The 22,546-nt window shown below is 40.3% G+C and carries 24 protein-coding genes and 1 pseudogene; 3 read left to right on the plus strand and 22 right to left on the minus strand.

Annotated elements, in window-relative coordinates; genetic code table 11:
• Window positions 1-114: 114 nt before the first annotated feature.
• The 9 genes and pseudogenes from AC3ITG_RS17225 to AC3ITG_RS17265 all read right to left on the minus strand — a co-directional run bounded on the left by AC3ITG_RS17225 (window position 115) and on the right by AC3ITG_RS17265 (window position 7,379).
• Window positions 115-633 (minus strand): cysteine hydrolase family protein, encoded by a 519-nt coding sequence (locus AC3ITG_RS17225; protein WP_489250772.1) that lies wholly within the window; start codon window positions 631-633, stop codon window positions 115-117.
• Between the two features lie 547 nt (window positions 634-1,180).
• Window positions 1,181-1,336: pseudogene (locus tag AC3ITG_RS17230) on the minus strand (multicopper oxidase domain-containing protein); the annotation flags it as partial.
• A gap of 31 nt (window positions 1,337-1,367) precedes the next feature.
• Entirely contained in the window at window positions 1,368-2,537 is a 1,170-nt protein-coding gene (locus AC3ITG_RS17235) for an MFS transporter (RefSeq protein ID WP_489250773.1), read from the minus strand.
• A 222-nt stretch (window positions 2,538-2,759) separates the two neighbouring features.
• Window positions 2,760-3,332, minus strand: a complete 573-nt coding sequence (locus AC3ITG_RS17240; RefSeq protein WP_489250774.1) for a TetR/AcrR family transcriptional regulator — start codon at window positions 3,330-3,332, stop codon at window positions 2,760-2,762.
• 244 nt (window positions 3,333-3,576) lie between these two features.
• Window positions 3,577-4,119 (minus strand): hypothetical protein, encoded by a 543-nt coding sequence (locus tag AC3ITG_RS17245; protein WP_489250775.1) that lies wholly within the window; start codon window positions 4,117-4,119, stop codon window positions 3,577-3,579.
• 409 nt (window positions 4,120-4,528) lie between these two features.
• Complete coding sequence (locus tag AC3ITG_RS17250; protein WP_489250776.1) at window positions 4,529-4,837, minus strand: Imm26 family immunity protein; 309 nt, start codon at window positions 4,835-4,837, stop codon at window positions 4,529-4,531.
• Window positions 4,838-4,865: 28 nt separating this feature from the next.
• Window positions 4,866-5,132: a hypothetical protein gene (locus AC3ITG_RS17255; protein ID WP_489250777.1), complete on the minus strand. Its 267-nt coding sequence runs from the start codon at window positions 5,130-5,132 to the stop codon at window positions 4,866-4,868.
• Between the two features lie 442 nt (window positions 5,133-5,574).
• Entirely contained in the window at window positions 5,575-6,546 is a 972-nt protein-coding gene (locus tag AC3ITG_RS17260) for an aldo/keto reductase (protein ID WP_489250778.1), read from the minus strand.
• A gap of 83 nt (window positions 6,547-6,629) precedes the next feature.
• On the minus strand, window positions 6,630-7,379 hold the full coding sequence (locus tag AC3ITG_RS17265) for an SDR family oxidoreductase (RefSeq protein WP_489250779.1): 750 nt from the start codon (window positions 7,377-7,379) through the stop codon (window positions 6,630-6,632).
• A 159-nt stretch (window positions 7,380-7,538) separates the two neighbouring features.
• Between AC3ITG_RS17265 and AC3ITG_RS17270 the strand changes: the two genes are divergently transcribed.
• Window positions 7,539-7,991, plus strand: coding sequence for a MarR family winged helix-turn-helix transcriptional regulator (locus tag AC3ITG_RS17270; RefSeq protein WP_489250780.1), 453 nt, complete (start codon window positions 7,539-7,541; stop codon window positions 7,989-7,991).
• A 263-nt stretch (window positions 7,992-8,254) separates the two neighbouring features.
• Here AC3ITG_RS17270 and AC3ITG_RS17275 read toward each other — a convergent pair whose 3' ends face one another.
• The 11 genes from AC3ITG_RS17275 to AC3ITG_RS17325 all read right to left on the minus strand — a co-directional run bounded on the left by AC3ITG_RS17275 (window position 8,255) and on the right by AC3ITG_RS17325 (window position 17,426).
• Window positions 8,255-8,554: an immunity 53 family protein gene (locus tag AC3ITG_RS17275; protein ID WP_489250781.1), complete on the minus strand. Its 300-nt coding sequence runs from the start codon at window positions 8,552-8,554 to the stop codon at window positions 8,255-8,257.
• A 204-nt stretch (window positions 8,555-8,758) separates the two neighbouring features.
• On the minus strand, window positions 8,759-9,874 hold the full coding sequence (locus AC3ITG_RS17280; RefSeq protein WP_489250782.1) for a protein kinase: 1,116 nt from the start codon (window positions 9,872-9,874) through the stop codon (window positions 8,759-8,761).
• A gap of 154 nt (window positions 9,875-10,028) precedes the next feature.
• The gene (locus AC3ITG_RS17285; RefSeq protein WP_489250783.1) at window positions 10,029-10,460 is read right to left on the minus strand and encodes a hypothetical protein; all 432 of its coding nucleotides are present in this window, start codon (window positions 10,458-10,460) and stop codon (window positions 10,029-10,031) included.
• 368 nt (window positions 10,461-10,828) lie between these two features.
• Window positions 10,829-12,331: an IMP dehydrogenase gene (locus tag AC3ITG_RS17290; protein ID WP_489250784.1), complete on the minus strand. Its 1,503-nt coding sequence runs from the start codon at window positions 12,329-12,331 to the stop codon at window positions 10,829-10,831.
• A 1-nt stretch (window position 12,332) separates the two neighbouring features.
• Window positions 12,333-12,794: a MarR family winged helix-turn-helix transcriptional regulator gene (locus AC3ITG_RS17295; RefSeq protein ID WP_413379323.1), complete on the minus strand. Its 462-nt coding sequence runs from the start codon at window positions 12,792-12,794 to the stop codon at window positions 12,333-12,335.
• A 243-nt stretch (window positions 12,795-13,037) separates the two neighbouring features.
• On the minus strand, window positions 13,038-13,673 hold the full coding sequence (locus AC3ITG_RS17300; protein ID WP_489250785.1) for an AraC family ligand binding domain-containing protein: 636 nt from the start codon (window positions 13,671-13,673) through the stop codon (window positions 13,038-13,040).
• A 287-nt stretch (window positions 13,674-13,960) separates the two neighbouring features.
• Complete coding sequence (locus AC3ITG_RS17305; protein WP_489250786.1) at window positions 13,961-14,515, minus strand: family 16 glycosylhydrolase; 555 nt, start codon at window positions 14,513-14,515, stop codon at window positions 13,961-13,963.
• Window positions 14,512-14,742: a hypothetical protein gene (locus AC3ITG_RS17310; RefSeq protein WP_489250787.1), complete on the minus strand. Its 231-nt coding sequence runs from the start codon at window positions 14,740-14,742 to the stop codon at window positions 14,512-14,514. The genes AC3ITG_RS17305 and AC3ITG_RS17310 overlap by 4 nt, the downstream gene beginning before the upstream one ends.
• A gap of 527 nt (window positions 14,743-15,269) precedes the next feature.
• Window positions 15,270-16,160: a GNAT family N-acetyltransferase gene (locus tag AC3ITG_RS17315; RefSeq protein WP_489250788.1), complete on the minus strand. Its 891-nt coding sequence runs from the start codon at window positions 16,158-16,160 to the stop codon at window positions 15,270-15,272.
• 207 nt (window positions 16,161-16,367) lie between these two features.
• A complete protein-coding gene (locus tag AC3ITG_RS17320; protein ID WP_489250789.1) occupies window positions 16,368-16,703 on the minus strand; it encodes a hypothetical protein in 336 nt (111 codons plus the stop codon).
• 150 nt (window positions 16,704-16,853) lie between these two features.
• Window positions 16,854-17,426 carry a TetR/AcrR family transcriptional regulator gene (locus AC3ITG_RS17325; RefSeq protein ID WP_489250790.1) on the minus strand — a complete coding sequence of 191 codons (573 nt, stop codon included), beginning with the start codon at window positions 17,424-17,426 and terminating at the stop codon, window positions 16,854-16,856.
• Between the two features lie 418 nt (window positions 17,427-17,844).
• On the opposite strand from AC3ITG_RS17325, the gene AC3ITG_RS17330 reads away from it, so the two are divergent.
• Entirely contained in the window at window positions 17,845-19,422 is a 1,578-nt protein-coding gene (locus AC3ITG_RS17330; protein ID WP_489250791.1) for a carboxylesterase/lipase family protein, read from the plus strand.
• A 369-nt stretch (window positions 19,423-19,791) separates the two neighbouring features.
• Here the strand turns inward: AC3ITG_RS17330 and AC3ITG_RS17335 are convergent, their stop codons facing one another.
• On the minus strand, window positions 19,792-20,361 hold the full coding sequence (locus AC3ITG_RS17335; RefSeq protein ID WP_413379338.1) for a class I SAM-dependent methyltransferase: 570 nt from the start codon (window positions 20,359-20,361) through the stop codon (window positions 19,792-19,794).
• Window positions 20,362-20,882: 521 nt separating this feature from the next.
• Between AC3ITG_RS17335 and AC3ITG_RS17340 the strand changes: the two genes are divergently transcribed.
• Complete coding sequence (locus tag AC3ITG_RS17340) at window positions 20,883-21,368, plus strand: hypothetical protein (RefSeq protein WP_413379340.1); 486 nt, start codon at window positions 20,883-20,885, stop codon at window positions 21,366-21,368.
• A gap of 270 nt (window positions 21,369-21,638) precedes the next feature.
• Here the strand turns inward: AC3ITG_RS17340 and AC3ITG_RS17345 are convergent, their stop codons facing one another.
• Window positions 21,639-22,511, minus strand: a complete 873-nt coding sequence (locus tag AC3ITG_RS17345; protein WP_413379342.1) for an AraC family transcriptional regulator — start codon at window positions 22,509-22,511, stop codon at window positions 21,639-21,641.
• Window positions 22,512-22,546 lie beyond the last annotated feature (35 nt).

The following is a 22,546-nucleotide window of genomic DNA, read 5'->3' on the forward strand; positions in this document are numbered from 1 at the left end:
GAAAAAGGATAATTCGGTAATTTGACGTTCACCTAAAATTTTCGTGATTAGAAACAAGATAGTTACAGCAGTTAAAGTTCGTATTGATAATTCCATCAACGGAGGAGATACTTTTTATCTTGAAACCGACATAATGATATTCTGAGTATCGCTCAAAGAAACAAACCAGTCCTGCAAAACAGTATTATGGTGTGAAATGATTTGATCTGCTTTCAAGATGGAAGTATCGGCTGAACTATGACCATCTTTTATTAGAATAACGTCATATCCCATGCTAAATGCTCTTCGGCATGTCGCATCAACACAAATCTCCGTTTGAATTCCCGCGATAACCAGTTGATTAACGCCTAAACGAGTTAAATGTGAATCCAGGTTTGTTTCCTGAAATGAGTCTGGGTAGTTCTTTTCGATCTTCACGTCATCAGCTATCAAGGGTAACGTAGGATGAATAGACCACCCAGGAGATAATTTCGAGGTAGTCGTTCCCGGTTTACCATTATGCTGAGTAAGTATGACTGGAATCTTACTTATGTGTGCCCAAGTAATAAGTTGCTTGATATTCGTTAATAATTTTTCACCGTGGTGAATAAAGAGAGGATTTTCAAACGGTCCGGCTTGTATATCGATGATCAATAAAGCTGGCCTGTAAATTATAACTTTCCCCTCCTCATTCCATCCTGGTTACTTCTTCATTATATTTCTAGAGGTTAGAATTGCCCGCAATCATAATAATATACGTAATTGTTTATGCTAAAGAATTGACAGAGCACCTGTTTGGATCATCATCAAATTGGTAATTGGAATCGGAAAATGTTCTTTTTCTTTTCGACGCTTACAATCTATCTAATATTAAGTTATCATCCCCTTATTGGGATATTTTGATGCCTCTTTTCGGCCTTTCTGTACTCATCATTTTTATCATTCTAGTACTCTACCAAAAACAATGTACGAACCGCATAATAAAGCGCCATTAGCGGTTCATACATTTCGCTAGTTACACCATATACAAGTTGACAGAATGGCGGCTTCTGCTCTACTCCTCTTTCTGGGCAGTATTCCGCTAGGCTATTTTATTCGTACCTGTAGTCACAACGTGCTTTCAGGTGCCGTTGGTGAAGTAGTTGGCTCGGAGATTAATATAGTCTTCGCGTCTTTCGTCAGGAATGTGATCAACTCATGCTTATAGGCCGGGAAGATTCCCGGACTTGGTTCCCACCCGATATGGCGTCGTAATGCCTTCGTAATTCAACATCATGCTCATGCCCATCGAGGCGTGCTTGAGATTGTGGCAATGCACCATCCAGAGGCCCGGGTTGTTCGCTTCCAGGTACAGCTCGTAAGTCTCGCCCTCCTTCGCTTACTCGCTCTCAAGTAGACTTGATGATTTTTTTCTTTCCCATTAATATAGAAATCACTGCAAATACAGTTGCAAGTATGACGACTAAACCACCGACCCAGCCGATCGACGACAAGGTTAACCGCTCTACAACCACTCCCCCCAAAGCTGCACCCAGGGCAACACCAAGGTGGAAGGCGGATGAGTTCAAACTCAGTATAATTTCGGTTGATTTAGGAGCCATCGTTACCAGATAGAACTGTTGTGCAGGAGCAGTTGTCCAAGCTCCAAGCATCCAGAGTGCAAGAATAAACATGGCACCTACAAAAGTAACCGCAGCGAACGGGAGGAAAAACAAGGCAATAACATGGATCAACAGACTGACAATCAGTGTAGGGGCTATTCCCCATTTATCAGCGCCGTATCCTCCAACACGTGCTCCAACAACAGCCATTAAACCCATGCCAAGCAAGACGAGACTAATTGTATTGCTATTGAGGCCAGCATTTTCGCGTAGTAACGGCGCAAGGTATGTGGAAACAACGGAGTAACCGGTAATAAAGAACAAGGAAGCTAATAAACCGCTGATTACTTTGAAATCTTTGAGAATAGCCAATTGCTTGGATAAAGGAATCGTTTCTTGTCCAGACATTTTAGGTATCGCTTTTACAATCGCAATAATAGGAATGATGGTGATAATACCAAGAATTGCGAAGATCCAGCGCCACCCCATATATTCACCGATTAAGGTTCCTAAAGGAAGGCCGACAACGAGCGCAAGACTCGTACCCATCAAAATCGTGGCAATCGCACTTCCTCTTTTCTCTGGAGGAGCAATTTGTGCTGCAATCCCCAATGCCACTACCGCGAATACCCCAGCGCTCACACCCAAAATAGCACGGGATATCATCAATATAATAAAGTTAGGGCTAAGGACAGCAATGACATTACCGATAATAAAGATAAGAAGTGCTATGAACAGCAGCTTTTTCCGATCTATTTTTGAAGTGATCGCGATTAAAATTGGTGTTCCTACCGCGTAGGCTATAGAATACATGGCAACCAATTGGCCAGCCAAGCCAATAGTGACATTTATATCAGCGGCCACCATATCCAGAATACCTGTAATAATTGATTCCGCAGTACCGACCACGGTTGCGCCTAATGCAAGCAAGTAAATAATCCATTTGTAGTTCTTCATGAAAGAATTGATCCCCTTTGTTTGTCTAATCTATTGTTTTTAATGTTTGAATTGATACCGTTTCTTCTTTTGGATAACTTCTCACTCTATGGGAATCCATGCCTTGAAAATTCGATTGCAAAAATGAAAATCACCCCCTTTAAGTTTATCGAACGATCGATCAAAATAATTCAAAAAAATTTATTGAACGATCGATCAATTTATAATAAAAAAAAGAGCTGACTATACTTTAATCGCATCCCAGCTCATTTGAATCATTTTCTCAATGTTTATTGGACTGAACTCATACGCCCCATTTAAATACTCTTTTCCCATTTCAACAAAAGGTAAACAGGAATATGTGACCAATAGATTCGTTTCCAAATCCTTAAAATAACCTTCTTTAATTCCTCTTTCAAACAAAGGATACATCGGCTTAAACACGCCACCATTGTGATCCTTACATTTTTTACGTATAAAGGGTGAGTCAATAAACTGTTCCATTAACAAGAAGCTGTCCTTATTATTTAAGATATAATTTGAGTAATTACGCAGAATATTCTCAAACCCCACTTTTACGGGTGTACTCTCTGTTACACCATGAAACATGAGCTGGTGCATTTGATCCTTGAGCAGAAAATACAATTTGATCAACATATCCTCTTTGCTATCAAAATAAAAATAAATGATCGAAGAAGAGATTTTCGCCTTTTTAGCAATTTTTGAGATAGATATTTCAGAAAGGCCACTTTCATTCAGAAGTTCGATCGTAGCCTGATAAATAAGATTCACTTTGTTTTCGGATTTAGTTTTCATACTCGAAATATAATCGAACGATCGATCAATGTCAATAAACGATTTGACTTTTGCATTCGCATTGTAACTGATATGAAGTAAGACGATGGTTAGCAGCAAGTACATCCGATGTGACGCTTACAGTATTAGATGCAGGCAACGGGGACGATGATGAAGCAGAGTAAGTTGTTCTTGTCCTCAGCTCGAACAAGAATATGATCCGGCATAACTCTAAAAAGCCATCTCGATATTATTTGTTTTCTCCCTAACCTTGTGTGTCCGCTAAATCGTTATCCATAAAATCGAAATATCCCGGTGTTCCAATCGAGGCGGTAGTAAAATAGAAATATCGCTTCTCGATCTCCTGATTTTCTTCGCTCATCTCCAGAAAGAACGGGTCTTTCATGATTTCATCATTCATAATACCTTCTCGCCAGAAGCTTAGCTCAAGGTCTTGAATCGCAAAGGAAAAACCTGTCCTCGGATCATCATCTCCGACCATTGAGAACTCTTGCCTAAGCGAGTGGATTAAATCCTCTACCTTCGTCGTGAAGACGTCCACACCTTGATATAAGCAGGGAATATAGAATTGCCCCGAGTAACGCGGATTAATCAGTTGAATGAACTTCACCCGCGCATTGGAATCGTATTCGAAATGTTCGCGCATAAACAGCATCTCGATGTAGCTCGGATTCACGGATATACCATCATCAGCTCTCCAATGGTTTAGATTTTCAAAAATCTGCTCCACCTCTTCCCTGCTCATCCCCAGCCGAAAAGGACCGATGCCGACAAACGGCGTTATCATGATTGTGTCCACCTGCAAACTCCTTTCAAAGACAATTCTCTCGTTTAGTATACAGAATCCAGCTATCATAGGCATGCTAACCTGCCCGTTAGCTTAATAAATTAACGGACGAAGATCGATTAGATACATGCCGAATCGGTAATAGGAACATGTTTTTGCCCATCAATATTCACTTCTCGTCCCTTGATATCTAGATAAAAAACCCTTGAGGGTAATGGGCCCTTCAAGGTTACATTGAACATAAACTAATTTGTATAAATTAACTCATTATAGTACGGGTCCCATTCTCCAGTTACAAACCTAGCATTGACTGCTTTTTCTAGACCAACAGGTGACCAAGACTCCAGTTCGGGGACTTCTTCAATCTCCGAAGCACTGGGATCTTCATTCACAACATCACCCTTATGATCTACCAACATGTATCCATCTTCAGTTTCCACTTGTACAACGGAAATGTCATGCTTGGTATTGGCCCATTTCCAATCACATTCCAGATACCATCTTCAATCCTAGAGTTTACAGTCTGTATTAAGAAAATGATGGGTTTCGAGGTGATTTCACTGACCGTTAGGTGTTCCATGGATACCAAATCATATACAATCATACAATCTGATATTCTTCCTTCAGAAACAACTTGTCCGTAACAATAACGGTCCTGATTAAGTCTTATCGCGAAGACATCTCCTAACTTCACTTTAACCCTTTTCTTTCCTGCCATTATTAGCCTCCCTTACTATAGCGGCTTTTTAACAGATAACGTTGTTGGCTGATTTTAGTAAAAATATGTCACTCACAATGATATTTCCCCATAAACTTTTTAATGATTTACCATTAATCTTAACTTCATTTAATAGTTGTTCAACTGATTCATACTTAATTTGCGCTTCTTCATTTTCTTTAATACAGTACCAACCACTTTCATTATAATTGATTAAGAAATGTGTATCATTCAAGATAAATTCTATTTCGTGTCCAAGATTTAAGTCTTCAGTGAATTCATCGTAACTATACATCTTGAGTCTCCCCTCACTATCTCCATGGACTTCTAGGAACCTTCCAATCATGTGTATGTGGGAGTTTAGGGTGTTCCTTAGATTTCCATGGTTCGTATGATCGATGTCTTTTTTAACATTACCATTTTTATTATAAAATCTTATTTGAGTAAGTTAACAGTTCCTGGGTTTTTCTGAACTAGCGATAAAATAAAAAAGCCGCTAAAATAGCGACTTTCAATGGGACCATGTTCTTGTCCCGTGAGATATCTGTTGAATAAAGCTAATGAGTATTCCTTTTGAGAGATCAAATTTTCTGTAATCTGTTTAATTACTTGTTTATCACGTAGCTCCAGTAAATCTGGAATCAACAGATCCTTAGGTGCTATCCATTTCGAATCAATGATCTCAGTTGTATAATCCCCTTCACTGACTGTTATACTTGTTTGATTTCGAATATCAATTATACTAATGGATGTGGTATATAAAGTTCTTCTAAACTGGTAATTTCTTCAGGCGTTAATTTAACCAATAACGCTGAAACCGCATCTTCGAGATGGCTGATTTTGGTCGAACCGATTATTGGTGCTGTGACCTCTTCCTTTTGCAGCAACCATGCAAGAGCAACTTGTGCGCGCGGAATCCCTCGGTTAGCGGCAACTTCCGCTACTCTTTCTGCAACTTTGCGATCAGCTTCTTCCGTTTTAATAAACAACGTTTTTGCTATTTGGTCATTCTCGGATCGCGAGGTCTGTTCATTCCAATCCCGGGTTAACCGGCCTGCCGCCAGAGGCAGGTAAGGAGTGATGCCAACCCCCTCATCTTTGCAAAGGGGGAGCATTTCTCTTTCTTCTTCCCGATAAAGCAAGTTAAGTCTATTTTCCATGGAAACGAAACGTGTCCAGCCATTGCGCTCCGCGACATGCTGCGCTTTCGCAAATTGCCATGCCAACATGGAGGATGCTCCAATATATCTAACCTTTCCCGCCTTAACTAAATCGTGAAGAGCCTCCATTGTCTCCTCGATTGGTGTATTAGGATCCCAACGATGGATCTGGTACAAATCGACGTAGTCCGTTCCAAGCCGTTTTAGACTGTTATCAATTTCGGTCATGATGGCTTTACGGGAAAGTCCCATTGCATTCGGACCTTTGCGCATCGGAACAAATACCTTTGTAGCAATGACGGTTTCATCACGACGGGCGAAATCCTTTAATGCACGTCCAAGAAATTCTTCACTTGTTCCGTCCGAATACATATTCGCAGTACTAAAAAAATTAATGCCCATTTCGATTGCTTCTTTAATGATCGCTCTGCTGTCCTCTTCATCCAATGACCATGGGGTATTGCCGCGTTCAGGTACGCCGAAGCTCATGGTTCCAAGACTTAACTTCGAAACATCCAAACCGCTTTGTCCCAGTTTCACATATTCCATTTAATAACACACTCCTCATATTTGTAGGCGTTACGCCTTATATTGTCCGTGGATCTTCTGGTGAGTCAGTACTAGAGATTAAATCACCAAGGGAGCTGGCGTTTCTCATTTGAGAACGTTCCCGTCGGCCCGTCTTCGCCGAGCATAGCAAGGCGTACAGGATGACGAGCAGCCTGTTGTACGGTGCCCGTGCCCTCGAAATTGTTAAGATCTGTTGCGATGAAGCCCGGGCATACAGCATTGACCTTAATTCCTGTGGACTCAAGTTCGATTGCGAAAGCAAGTGTAATCGCATTGAGAGCGGTTTTCGACGGACTATAAACGGCACCGAACATTTCGCGATGCGAATTGGCAGGATCTGCGTTTAACGTCAACGAACTCGAGCCGCTTGATACGTTAACAATACGTGCCACTGCTGCTTCATGCAGAAGCGGCAGCATCGCTTGCGTGACAGCAATTACGCCGAACACGTTCGTTTCGAAAACTGTGCGTATCTCGTCGAGAGACGCGACGCTTGGGCGGCCGGACCTTCCAACTTCCTCCAGCGGCCTACCTGGCAGACCTGCGTGTGATATGCCCGCGTTGTTAACAAGCACGTCAAGACGGCCGAGTTCGCTGCGAATTCGTGCTGCAGCAGCTGAGATGGAATCCTGATTCGTGACGTCGAGCTGTATAGCACGAGCATCTTCACCGATACTTTTTGCTGCTGCCTCCCCTTTTTCGAGATTGCGCGAGCCGATGAGTACCGCAAAGCCTTGTGACGCGAGATCTTTCGCTATTTGAAGCCCGATTCCTTTGTTTGCCCCAGTGACCAAGGCGACAGGTTTATGCATTTTTTACTCCTTCCTTTACATCTTTTGCAGACCTTTATAATTTTCTCAGGTTGACATATCAACCTAAAGACAAATTCAACCCCATTGGTTGATATGTCAACTCACAAAACAAACTGTAACACCTTGTGGTTGATGTGTCAACCATGGTATTATATTCGCATGGATATTAATGAACTAAACGAAGACGAAATGCGACTATGGAATACGTGGAAAGGCTCCTTTAAACGAGTCTTCGGTCGCGTTGTAAAAGAAATGTCTGAATATACAGGACTATCAGAAGGTGATTTTGGAGTATTAGATCGTTTAGTCCAATTTGGGGATGGTAAACTTCGCCAACAGGAATTAGCTGACTCGATGGACTGGGATAAGAGCCGACTATCTCATCATCTAACGCGTATGGAAAAACGAGGTCTAGTTCTGAGGAAACCACTAGACACAGATCGCGGTGTGCAAGTCATTATTACTTCCGTCGGAAAGTCAGCCTTGGATGAAGCCCTTCCCATAGTCTCAAAGGCAATACGCAAGTATTTTCTAGATCTATTAACTGATCAAGACATTAAGTCAATAACTGAACTGGCGGAACGAACCAAAAAAAGTGACATATCGCTTTAGTAACGACTCATCATCTTGATCGCTGTTTTGGATGGCATGTACAACATATAAGTACTGCAATTGACAAGTAACGGGCCTCTCTCGCTGAAAATAGCGGAGGGGTCAGTTTAATTTTTCCAGTAGAAGTCGTATAGGTATAATGCAGTCGAAACTTTATTAAATAATCATCAAATCAGTAATGTTATTGTTTTTTTATTTGGCACTAGTGTCCTAAAACAAGATTAGGGCAGCGCGATAGAACACATCGATAACTTACGTAATTATCATCTTTCTATGCTTGAAGCCCAATTTTTAAAGTGAATTATTATCTCTTCTAGATTCGTTGCTCCGCCTGCACCATGAAATACTCCATCCCTCACAATACAGTAGAACCAATCTTCATCAGTTCTCTCTTCTTCTATCGAATCAAATGGCGTATCCTCTAAATAAGTTTCAGCCAAATTGATTTCAACAGACCAACCGGGGTTATCCACTGTATCAATTTTCACACCATATGAATGTTCCCAATCTCCATTACAGTTTTCATAATACCAGTTCTGAAGCCATTTTAATGTATTCATCATCTCTACCTCTTCTTTGGAATTCCATCTGGTCTAGTTAGTCTAACTCCCCCAGGTATTGACTTACAATTAACATGAGGTGTTGGCACATTTTGTTTTGTTATTTTATTGATGTGACCTTTTCCTTTTCCATCAAAACGTTGTACATTTTCAAATCCACTTCTAGGAACTAACAAGACCTAAACTTAACTATAAGATTCTAAAGTACTAAACAAGCTTCGCATCTGAGTAAAATGAATCGAACCCCATTTTTGTACAGATCCGTTCAATCTCCTCATCTGGAAAAATCGTAGTTCTGCCCATCGAAACGAGATTGGTGTAGAAATCATTCATCACTACGGCTATTGGAGCGTACCGCATGATAATCTTTGCTGCTGGATCCATCAGCTCTGGCAACTCGTCGTGCTCAGCACAACGGCGTATGTAGTCTATACGTTCAGTTCGGTTTACCATGCCAACCAATGCCGTTACAAGCCAGTTCACTAACGTTGTTACCACATAACACCCATCATGAGTCTTGTTCGCTTCAAGAAAATTCAATTCGGAATCGGACAGTTCAAACCGAGAAGACGTCGCAAGACCAAAGTCCGAAATATAAACACGGTTTCCGTCGGTTAAAACATTCTTAAAATGAAGATCGAAATGATGTAACTTGTTTGCATTCATAAAGGAGACAGCGGATTGCAGATTCAAATCCACCATGGACAGTGCTGAAGCGGCTTTACTCTCACCAATAGCAATCTGTTCGGAAAGCCAGTCGTGCAGGTTGTAGGGAATGTACTCACAGAACAGTACAACACTGTACTCGGATTGTTCAAGTGCCTCAATACGGTCACGCATTTTTGAAGTATCCCAAAACTCAACCATACGAGAAACATCGCTCAGTTCATCAGAGATTGGAGTTCGTCGTTCTGGACTTTTTAACACTCGCCAGTGGTACATTAACGGAAAACTCGCACAGTGATTTGCCAGCACCCAGTTGGTGGTCATGGTATGGGCTGCAACCTCGCGCCACACACTAAAACCTGGAGAACCTATGCCATACTGGCAATATGGAGGAAGTTTGAACACGTTTTCCGTGGACATGGCATTTTCAGTGAGCCTTTCTTTTTCCGTAAGTGGTATTATTTTCACGAAGATGGGCGTTTCCTGAATCTGCATCAAAGCCGTTGCACCACCAATGCCAGTATCAAGGCCCATAGCATCTTCTACTCGTTCTCGAAGCTGTTCATCACTGAGCAATGTTACGGCAGTGGACACGATAGCATAGCGGGTAAGGCGAGTGTCATGAGACACATAAGACTCCTTCGGTGATGATTTCATAGGGGGTATTCTCCTTTTTTCCCAGATCGGATGGCGTGAAGTATGTACATTTTGTACATTGACATAAAGTTCCCTACTACCTCCCTGAAAGACAGGAAAGATATATCCACTCTTAAATACGGCCGAAAGAACAGCTCTTTACATAAGGTACTCCCTAACTTTCTCTGATCATAGCATATTCAACGACGTTCCATTGCCCTTGCTGGTAAGCAAGTTTCATGTCTAAAGAGATTGATCCCTCGTTTGCACGATACTTACTAACCTCAATAGTCATCTCATCTGGGTTGATCGATTGCTTCTGCTTTTCAATGGTTAGAAGAATGCCTTTAAGCATCGTTTTCCCCTGCTCATATAACTTTTGCTCTATTAATTGTTCATAGGTGTAGTTATAAATCTTGATGTTATATTCTTTTTGTAAGTATTCTTCAATAACTTGTTTATCAGAACTTTTCAAAATAACTCCCTCTTCCCAAACCAGAGAAATGTACCCCATATCGGCATTAAGAGCTGTATCATTTGAAATCACTTCATCCAACGCTACGCGATAAGGTCCAGTAAGATCCTCCTGTGAACCTGAACTAGTCAAACTGCTGGAGCAAGCTGATGTTAGAATAATCAGTATAATGTTGAGAATAAAATATAAATATTTTACTTTTATTATAATCCTCCCCCTTTAAAGTACTCACTTAAATGAACGCAATACAACTATATAATGTTGCCAAATAACGAAGCAATGCTCTTGTCCCGTGACAAGAAATGGTTGGGGTTCTGGATTAACTACTCTTCTACGGTCTCTCGAGTCCCCCCAAATAAAAAATAAAGTGTCGAGAAAGTCCCTAAGACTTTCTCGACACTTTAAGGAACTGTGATCACAGTTCTCTAACATATATAAGCTACATCTCATTTATATAAAAATCTAATTTATTCAGTGAACGATTCGCTAACAATGATGTGTTACAATATCTGACGACTATCTTTAAGTAGAACATCGTGTGCACTACCCTCAACAATACTTGTAGAAGAAACTAAGGTTATCTTAGCATTTTTTTGTAGTTCAGAAATTGTCAGGTAACCACAATTACACATTGTTGAACGTACTATGCTTAAAGAAAGTCCAACATTATCTTCTAAACTTCCTGCATAGGGTACAAACGAATCAACTCCTTCTTCAAAAGAAAGTTTTTCGTCACCGCCTAAGTCATATCTTTGCCAATTTTTTGCCCTTGTACTTCCCTCTCCCCAATACTCCTTCATATAATTACCGTTTATATTCACTTTTTTAGTGGGGCTCTCATCAAATCGGGCAAAATATCTGCCTAACATTAGAAAATCTGCTCCCATCGCTAGTGCCAATGTAATGTGATAATCGTGTACAGTACCTCCATCAGAACAAATTGGTACATAGATTCCTGTCTCATTAAAATATTCATCACGAGCCTTCGCTACCTCAATTAATGCGGTAGCTTGACCTCTCCCTATGCCTTTTTGTTCTCGTGTAATACAAATTGCACCGCCGCCAATTCCTACTTTTACAAAATCGGCACCAGCTTCTGCAAGGAAACGGAAACCTTCTTTATCAACTATATTTCCTGCCCCAATTTTTACGGTATCACCATAATTCTTCCGAACGTATTCAAGAACAATCTTTTGCCATTCTGTAAATCCTTCGGAACTGTCAATACAAAGAACATCTACTCCAGCTTGAAGTAATGCTGGAATTCGTTCAGCATAATCTCTAGTATTAATACCTGCACCAACCATATATCTTTTGGATTCATCAATCAACTCATTCTCATTTTTCTTATTAGTATTGTAATCTTTTCGAAATACCATAGAAATCAATCTTTGTTCATCATCAATGATTGGAAGACAATTTAATTTGTGCTCCCATATAATATTATTCGCTTCTTTTAATGTGGTATCTTTATTACCACAGATTAATTCTTCGAACGGTGTCATAAAATCTTTAACTTTAGTGTCTAAAGTCATCCGACTAACTCGATAATCTCTGCTAGTTACAATGCCTACTAATTCACCTCTAGAACTTCCATCAATTGTTACTGCTATAGTTGAATGATTTGTTTTCTTCTTTAACATTAACAGTTCTTCTAAAGTAGCTTCAGGAGATATATTTGAATCACTAACAACAAATCCAGCTCTATAACTTTTAACACGAGCAACCATTTGTGCCTGACTTTCAATAGATTGTGATCCGTAAATAAAAGAAAGTCCACCTTCTTTTGCTAAATATATTGCCATTGTATCATCAGAAACAGACTGCATAATTGCTGATGTCATAGGAATTTTCAAAGACATAGGTGGTTTATTTCCCTTTTTAAATTTCACTAAGGGTGTTTGTAAGCTAACATTTGCCGGTATACACTCTACAGATGAGTAACCTGGTATTAGTAAATACTCACCAAAGGTGCGCGATACTTCATTCAGATAAACTGCCATATTATTTTCCCCCTTGTTCTTGAGCTGTTTTTTCCATAAGTTTATATAGACCTTGATACAATCCCATAAGCATCTCATCATCGAAGTCAGTAAATAACTCCTCTATATACTGTTCTTCCTCCTTACCTCTTTCCAAGTAATACTTTTTACCCTTAGATGTTAAAGCAACACGTAAACTCCTTCTATCAGTTTCATCTTTTCCTACTGTAGCAAAACCTCTTTTCTCAAGAATATCTATGATTTTTTTCACATTCTGACTCGAAGTACCGACAATTTGAGCAATATCTTTTAGGTTAAGAAAGTAATCCTCATAAAGAGAAATATTCCACAACACAAAAGCTTGTTTTAATGAAAGATCCTTATATCTTCTATCACCTAAAAGTTGCAAACGGTTAGACAATGTGAAAATTGATCCATAAACATAGGCTTTAGGTGTGATTTTTTTTTCGATTGGAAATTCCAATATTTCCACCTCCAAAATAGGTAACTGGTTATGTATTAAAATATCTAACCAGTTACCTTTTGTCAAGTAATTAAGAGGATACAAACGAAAGATTTAATAAGGAAAGTGGATTTTTGCCGGCTGCCTGCGTCACTTCGTTTACTTATAATGATAGGGAAATGAAGATATAATTGCATTGCTTGAAAGTGTTAAATGGCTTGGTAAAACTGTTCATTCTAATTTTTTGCTCGAATTACTTCTTAGCTAAATATCTCCAGTGTTGTTCACTCTGTACTTCAGTTCAATCATGACCATAATCACCTGACGTATTTTCTCATACTGCCTCTCACTGATGATGGGTTGACTACCGCAAATCCCCTCTATTCGACACTCCCGATTTACGATAGTCAAAAACTGGAGAATAAGCGAGTATACAACCGTAGCGTAGGAACGCTGCTCCCTCTCATGCTCCACTTGGAGTTCAAGAAGAAGTGACCGCAGCCTGTCCATGGCTGGATGATCACGGTGGATCAGATTCATGTAATGTTTGTCTATTTCGCGGAACGGGCTGAATAGCTCCGGATCGAATCGGAGGTTATGAATAAACCAGGTCGAATCGAACGTAATGACAGTCATGACAAGATCCTTCGTTTCGTAAGCGCAGTGAAGATCATTCGAATTGATGAGCAGCACATCTCCCTGCTGGAAATCAAATTTTTGCCCGTTGATGATGTAGTACCCCGTGCCGGATTTAATATAATTAATCTCCAGAACATTATGCCAATGAAGCTTTTGATAAGGGATAGTCACACCAATCGTGTCGCCGACATAAACTGGATAATTCTTATTCATTTTTACCTTTTCCTTCGGAACCGCTTCTTCCCTTATGATAGATGGCATTCATAACTCCCCCCACATTTTTTGTAAGCGCTACCAAATACATATCTTGTAAAAAACTCTATCACCTATATTCCAATTGTTGTAAATAAAAAATGCTATCCCGAGAGCCACTACTGACCCGGGACAGCTTTTTAAAAGGTCACTACAGAGTAAACTTTGTAACGCCTTCAGATAATCCATAACTGCTAATTCTTCTGGACTTCAATTTCTGCCTATATCACACAGAGTTATATTCAGATTATTTCATCTTATTTGTAAATTCAGTTAAAAAACCCATCTTTCAAACGTCAGTTAGCCGGTTTAAATTTGATCCAATCAAAATAGGCACGTACCGGCATACCTGGGTAATTGAATTTTCCTGTCCATATTTCAGCCGGTCCCGAGCCCGACCACAGATTAACCATAATATAGCCAGGACTGGTCGGAAGTGTTCCACGTGATCCATTCTCCGTGTGGACCAGTTTACCGTCTACATACCACTTAATGGAAGATGGCGACCATTCGAACGCATAATTATGAAAATCGAGCGAGGCATCAAACCCCAGATTGATGATCGTGCTATGTTGACCTACACCATTCGTAAAATAATTAGTTTCCATCTTCGTCGTGTCTTTGCCCAATATTTCAATGTCGATTTCGTCATTGGATGTACCTGTTCCTTGCCCGGAATACGTGAAGAGGCTTGTGACGAGACCGACTCCTGAAGCCGCTTTTAAACGTGCTTCAACCCGGCCATAGCCATACTTCACATGGGTCGAATATTCAGCGGAAGCATAATTTTTCCCCGAGCAACTTGCGGGATACCCAGTATTGTCAAGTCGCAGAGCCATAATTCCATTCACGAATTCCTGATTAACCGCCTTCCAGCCCACTCCGAAATCTGGACCATTAGCCCATCCATCTGAGGTATAGAACAAATATAGAACAAATTAGGATTCACGCCGTTTAAAGGTTCGTTAAAAGCAATGTCTGCCGCCGACGCTTGAATGGGTAACAGCATCGCGCATATCAGGCCACTTGCCATTAACACGGCCGACATTTTCTTTCTAAAATCCATTAACTTTTTCATGAACAACACCTCTTCCTTGGAATGTAATTAAGAAAACATAAGCACGACAAGTTATGCACTTCTGGGATTCCGGAATGAATAATTCCATCCTGAATCATCTTCATACTACATGTAAAAATGTAGTAAATCTCAATCATTTCAATGATTAAACTGCACTATTAAACGGTTTTTCGCATCAGTCCATTAGTAAAAAGGCTACAAACAACCTATAGTTCCTTCCTGTTACGACCTTCTTCAGCCACCTTATCTAATCTTAGGTAGCTATGTGCGATAGTATTTTTCAAATATTCTCGGAAATCTGTGCAGATTGGAGTACTATAGATGACGCTATTGCCAATGAACTGTCCTGTCGGTTAGTTAAATAAGAAGACAGCCGATCTTAATCGGCTGTCTTCTTATTTTTTTGCGCTATCATGTCCCGTTAGCTTAATGATGTGTGTTGCTTTATTTCTTGTATCATGTATTCAACGAATGCTAAAAAAATTTGTAATTCAACATTACTATTATCTATCTGTTTCTCTTTTATCTTAGTTAAGATCCATATTTCGCATCATGAACACTTGCTCAACATTTGTTGTGAAACCTAATTTTATCAATAGATCGTTCAGAGATTGATTGGATTTACGCAGGTTAGATGTCCCTCGTCTGCAAACATAGTCTAACGGGGCGAACAGCTCACTGAGAGCAAGCTTATAAATCTCCTCTGCATCTTCCCGCCCAGGAAGGACCTCACATTGATAGAGCGAAATGGTTACCAATTTATCCTCTTGATCAAATGTTCGCTTATACAATGCATAGCATACAGGCTCGCCATCTTGTCTAATAATTATAGATTCACCCTCCTTCATGCTAGGCCATTGTGTCTGCCAAGCAGATAAACCTCGATAGAAGTCTAGCGCATATACATCACGGGGCAATCCTTTGGTGATAGAAAAGGGATGCTCAACAGATCGCTTCAATAATTGGGGATCTATTGTACCCGTATGTTGTAAAATCATTAATCGATCCGTAATTTCATACCCCACATACTGATATAGCTTGATCGCACTCTCATTCTGGGTGAGCGCTTCAAGTAACGCAAGTTCCACGCCTTGTTCTCGGTACAACTCTATATTTCTTAACATGAGCGCTCTGCCAATGCCCTGCCCTCTAAATGCAGGCGCAATACCTGTCCCACCGTTCCATGCCACTTTCTTTCCATCTACGTCACGAAATCCATTCATGACAAACCCTGAAAGTTCACCATCCACATAAATAGCGAGTGAATTCTCCAAGGAAAGTCCTTCGTTAACAATCCTGGTCATCAAAGCATCAATCGTCATGACCATCTGTATAAAATAGCCCTCGAATCCTAGATTCCAAATACGTACATTTTCCTCCATCGATAGCTCACTTAGTTTCCTAAACGTCATTGTCATAAGTACAAACCTCTCTTTTACTTCGTTTAATGTGATCATTTTCGTATTTTCGCCCAGCTTATATGCATTCTACTTTAACCGCTCGATAATGAAAAGTAAGGGAGCCATGGTCGAGTCGAACAACTAGTTCAAATCTCCATCTCACGCCACCGGCTTCATCGCATTTTTATACCGTGTATTGGAACTATGTTCAATAAATATCAAAATCTATCCGAAATATTGAATAATCAACTGGTATATTGCTATAGAAAGCCCTAAAATACTCGCTTTCATCTTAGAAGGATGATTTCTTTCGCTGCGAAACAAGTAAAAGAAAACCACTATAAATCCTAAGGGAATCCATAACTGAAAGACACCTTCTGTTGTAGCACGAGAATAAATAGAAGTAATGAAAGTACTAATTAAAAAGTAAAAGAAAACCGTAAAACGTCTTATTTCTAATTGCTTGCTCCACCTTATTAAAAAGAGAATAATAATTATTGCGATAATTGTAATGTGTAAAGGGGGTAGAAGAATAGCAGCGTCCCCAAACTTGAATTCCATTCTACATCGTCCTCCTCATCTTTAGTACATCGCCAAATTTGATCAATATGCAAATTTTGATCAAATTCAAACTGCATATACAGCTATCTTAAGATAGATTAAGAATTAATTACAGATTAAAGGAAGGCCCCACTACTTTTATTCCGAACTTCAAATTAATCTGTTGTAGTTGGACAAAAGTTGATGCATGATTATTTCGGCCATATCTTCGGGGGATTCGCGTTTGTTATTCTTAATCCACTGGACCAGCACACCAATAGACGAACCAACATTCGCAGCCATTACATACTCTACATAGTCTGAAGGTATCCCATCCAGTAGATAGGTATAATCATCGTAATATTGTCGTAAAACTTCTACATAAGAATCGCTCAATATGTCAATTCTATTGATCTTGATTAACGCTTCAATCAGAAGAGTGTTACTAGACCAGAACGTAAAAAAAGGTTTGCTAGAGGCCGGCCCTGGCGGTACGTCATACTGTGTTTGGTAATCGGTAAGATATTCTCTTAATCGGAGGCATGTTTGGTTGCATTTGAATTTGAACACGTCGTCTTTTTGGTCAAAATTTCGGTAAAAGGTTGATCTTCCAACCTTGGCGCGATTTACGATATCCGTCACACTTATTTTCTCATAATCCATTTCATCTGTTAAAGCCAGCAATGCTTCGAAGATCAATTCACTCGATTGAATTGATCTTTTATCACGGTTTATATGGTACAAATCTATCCCTCCTGTTTCACATCATCTTAACTTGTTGACAACCCATATTAGTAATTATAAGATAACGACTTATACGGTACAAGTGTACCATAACTTTATGGAATTAGGAGTAGATTGCATGAGTGAACTTGAAGTCAAAAAAAATAAGAATCTTATCATCTGGTTTTGGGCCCCATTTACGGTTTTTGCACTTATCACGGCTTTATTATTATTTACTAGAGAAAGTAGACTGCTCGAGTGGGTCTTGTTCGCTGTAGTAGGTACAATAGCAATTTTTATGCGAAAACCGCTTGTTCGTTTGAGAACTTTATTCAAATTCGCTTCCTGGATATTGACATCCGCTTTTTTAGGCTTAATAGTGATTTTGACCGGTCCCATTCTTGTGAACAGATCAGTATGGAACGATGAGATGGAATCCATGCCAACTGAGCCGGTGGAGACGCAAGACGGCTTGATCTCGGGACTTTATAACGAAGATAAATCTGTCAGGGCTTTCGCTGCAATCCCTTATGCTACCCCGCCAGTCGGAGAATTGAGATGGAAGGCTCCGCAACCGGTCCAGCCATGGAAAGGGGTACGCGAACTAAAACGTTTCCCGAATGCGGCCATGCAGAAAAAAACACCGTCTATTTTAACAAACTTCATTAACTTACGACTTGGCACAAGTGCATTCATGGACAATTTCAGTATCAAGCATAATGAAAAAATAAGTGAAGACAGCTTATATTTAAATGTATGGTCAGGTGCTAAATCAGATCAGGAGAAGCATCCTGTATTGGTGTACATCCATGGAGGGGCATTCAAAAACGGATCAGGTTCCATGGACTTGTACAACGGCGAGAACATGGCAAAAAAGGGTGTTATATTCGTAACGATTAATTACCGACTCGGCATTTTCGGCTTTATGGCACATCCAGAGCTAACCGAGGAATCCGATTATGGAGCTTCGGGAAACTACGGGATTCTGGATCAAATCGCTGCATTGAAGTGGGTCAAACGTAATATTGCTGCTTTCGGTGGCGATCCGGACAATGTGACAATTGCAGGGGAGTCGGCCGGAGCGGGCTCGGTTAATATTCTAACGGCATCCCCCTTGGCTAAGGGGTTATTCAATAAAGCAATTGCCGAAAGCGGTGCTTTCTTTGATATGGAGCGAGAGAGAACGGGTGGAATCTATACGCAAACGCTGGCCCAAGCCGAACTTCACGGAGATGAATTCCAGAAGTCGCTTAATAAAACTTCTATTAGCGATTTACGGAAGATGTCCGCAGCGGACTTACTTCGTGCTTCTGCAGACGAGACGATCGCCCCAGCTATAGATGGTTATGTATTGCCGAATACCGTTTATAACATTTTTGAAACTGGAAAACAAAATGATGTTCGCACTTTGATCGGCAGCAATTCTGATGAAGGAACCCTTCTCACGATGCCTTGGCCCATATATGCAATAAAGGATGTCGATGAATTCCAAGCTTCTGTTCGTAAACGGTTCGGAGACAAAGCTGATGAAGTATTGGAGCTGTATCGTTCGGATAGTGATAACGAATCCAAGCAGGCTCAAGTCGATCTTTCGACGGACAAGCTGTTCACCTGGCAAATGCACACCTGGGCACAACTTCAGAGCACAACAGGGAAATCTAATGTCTACTATTATATCTTCGATAAGGGGCAGCCCGGACCATCTAGATTTGAGACGTTAGGAGCATACCACTCCGGCGAAATCGTGTATGCATACAATAATTTGGATAAGGTGAACTTGCCCTACACCCCCGAAGATTATGAACTGGCCGATCGAATGTCTTCGTATTGGGTAAATTTCGCCAAGAGTGGCGACCCTAACGATGATAAACTACCATTTTGGGCGCCATATGATGCTGAAACGGATCAGGTTATGACACTCGGAACGAAATTGGGAATGATCGAGATGCCTCGCAGAACATATATGAATTTCTTTGACGATTATGAGAGTGAATTAAGATCTTCATTTAAAGAATAAAAGACATTCGTAAAAGTTTCCGGTTATGAGAAAGGAATCTACAATAACACCCTGTATGATCAATTCGATCAGCTTCTCAGCTCCTCTGTTATTTCTGGATACAACCAAGTTCTTGTCTCGTCTCGGAATAAGAACTTAATATAATGTAGCAAAAAGGACGGCTTCGCCGTCCTTTTGTACTTTATGGCAACTACAATTAGTAACCCTGCTTAAGAATTGATAAGCTAACGAATTGTTCAGCAATTTGAGGCAATATCCCAATAACGCCGATTTCAGTTTTTAGAATACGTCCTTACATCAATAACAATATTCCTGTTCTTTTTATCATAAGGTTTTTAATTTTTGCTTATTATGAACTAGTTTCATTTTTTATTTATTCTTCTGTGCAATAATGATATAGACGGGTTGATTAGCAATTTGCGTTGGTGAATGAAACATATCAATAACTGAAAAGCCTGCCTTAACGATTTCTCCCTCCATTTCCTTCGATGAAACCCTTGGAGCATTAGACATCTCCGACATCTTCGACTTCTCTAATTCAATGCACAAAAAGATCCCTTTGTCTTTTAAAACTCTGTGGATTTCATCCAACACCAATGAAAGAGGTTGAACCTCGTGTAACGAGATTGAAGCAACAGCTTTTTCGAATCTTTCGTTCTCTAATGGCATTTCTTTAAAGTTTGCGGCTGTGGTTTCAATATTGGTTATCCCTTTTTCCTTAGCTTTTACCTCTAGATACTTTAAAATATCATTATCGTAATCAAAGGCAACTACCTTTTTCACATATTTAGCAAAAGAAAAGCTTATATAACCTGTACCGGCTCCAAGATCTAATAGTTCGTCCTCTTTATTAAGCTGTATATACTCAAATAACTCCTCTGCTGGGAACCTCTCGATATTCTCCAAGTGCTCAATTTTTCTTTGTAGTTTTGGATTCATTTTTATACTCCTTGTATAATCGTATTTGTAAGAATACTTGGTTTTTTCCAGCTGACGTCGGGATTGATCTCAGTCCTGCCTGTGGAACTAAGGCAACAAGTTCTGCTTAAGAGATTTTCTATAGGCTTTTTAGTTCATATTTTATTCTAACCACTTGAATATAAACCACTGGATTTTTATTATAGATATTGATTATCTTTAATAACTATAATGCATGAAATAAGATTTGTATATAGCAATGTTTAACACAGCAACCCCCTAATCTACCTAAACTTGACTCCAGAGTTGACCTAACCCGATATTTCATACAAATTGGCAGAGCCCTCCATCTCTCACCAACGATCCAAGCGGGCATTCTGCTCAAGTTATTGAATCGCGTTCTGGTCATTCAGAGATCAGGCCGTTTGCGTATGACAGTCTCTTGGTAGGGGACCAATTTATTGAATTTTTATCCATAAAAGAAAAATATATGATATATTTGACGAGTAACTTAGAACATATTCAGGAAAAGAGGATGCTATATGAAAAAAGTCTTTTTATCTTGTCTGGCCATGCTCATGTTTTTGATTTCATTTTCCCCTGTGACTTCCGCCGCCAGTGGAGATCGTCTGATTTATGACACGATGTATAACGTCGCCGGTGGGGGGTTAGTGTCAAACAATATCAGGTTTTCGTTTCAATTTGATAATTATGGTGATGCGCAGATCTGGGATGTCAAGTCACGCAAGATGATATGGAACAGCAAAACCAAAGACACGAGAATACATAAACTCCAGATTAATTATTTCAGCGGGAAGTTGGTCATATCAGATCCGCAAAACACACCTTATTGGACGTCAGATAACCTGGCGTGGGCTAAGACATATTATGGAGCAGACAATGTGCCAGCCAATCTTAGAGGCAATGTGCTGATCATGCAAAATGACGGCAATCTGGTACTGTACAACAATGAAAATCCGGCCTTGGGCTGGTATCCTGTCTGGGCTTCCGATACAGGTGGACATTAAACACCATAACAGTACCTTGCAAATGGATTCACGCACTCATCTGTCATCATTATGTAATGTGATTTCCATTAAAAAGTTGTTGTACACCAAAAGATCTCTTCAGTAGTGAAGAGATCTTTTGGTATTTCACATATAACCGACATCTGAAACTCAAAAAGTTCAATGATTCTCGCTTGCTCACTACATGCGAATACAAATTGAGGGTGGTGACTCTTCTTTGTCCCGATTTAAAACTATTGCGCCACCCCACACATATGAAGACACACAGCTTTATCGCTTCCGTATCGGTATCCATATCTCGCTTCTGTACTGCAAAGAAGTGACATCCTTGTGCTCATTCCACAGTATTTCCGGTCCTTCGCTCAGCTCATAATCCGTAGAAGGAAACCACTCGGAATAGATTCTTCCCCATACATCCTGAAGCGTACTCGGAAAAGGACCAACAGCAGTAAACACTGCCCACGTTGAGGCAGGCACTTCCAGTTGTGCCAAACCCTCGGGAGCCTCTTGGGTCGTGGCTGCACCGATATAATGATCTAGTTCCCCTTTTCCCTCCATCCGTTCCTCACTAAAATGAGTCGAGGCACTTATTATCCCAAGCGGCTGAACATTGGATAACCCCTTAATCGTCTCAATTAATTCCGGCGTAAGATGTTGATACATCGCAGCAATGTCCGGGTTCACTCCGTTGAACACGATCGGCACCCTTTTACTGATGCCCACAATCCTAAAGGCCTCTTTGTCTTCAATACGGTAGTTCATTTCGCTTCCTCCTTGAATGGTCAATTGAAATGTCATTCGAGGGAAGGCCTTGAGAGATGGACCATGATTTTTCGCTTCCGAGGGCGTAACACCATGCATGCTCTGAAAAGCCCTAGCGAAGGAATCCGGAGAGGTATATCCAAATTTGAGGGCAACATCAATGACTTTACTGTCATTCCGGCTTAGTTCCAGAGCTGCCAGCGTCAAGCGCCGACGTCGGATATACTCTGATAAGGTAATGCCGCTAAGAAAGGAAAACATACGTGTAAAATGGTATTCCGAGCAGCAGGCGATTCGTGCTACCTCTTTCATATCCACGGAATCCATTAGATTCTCCTCAATGTAGCTCAGGCCCTCATTCAGTCGTGCTAGCGTATTCATGATCTTTCCCTCCCTCGTTGATTCAAGCATATCAA

Source organism: Paenibacillus sp. GL_099_B, assembly GCF_057835695.1.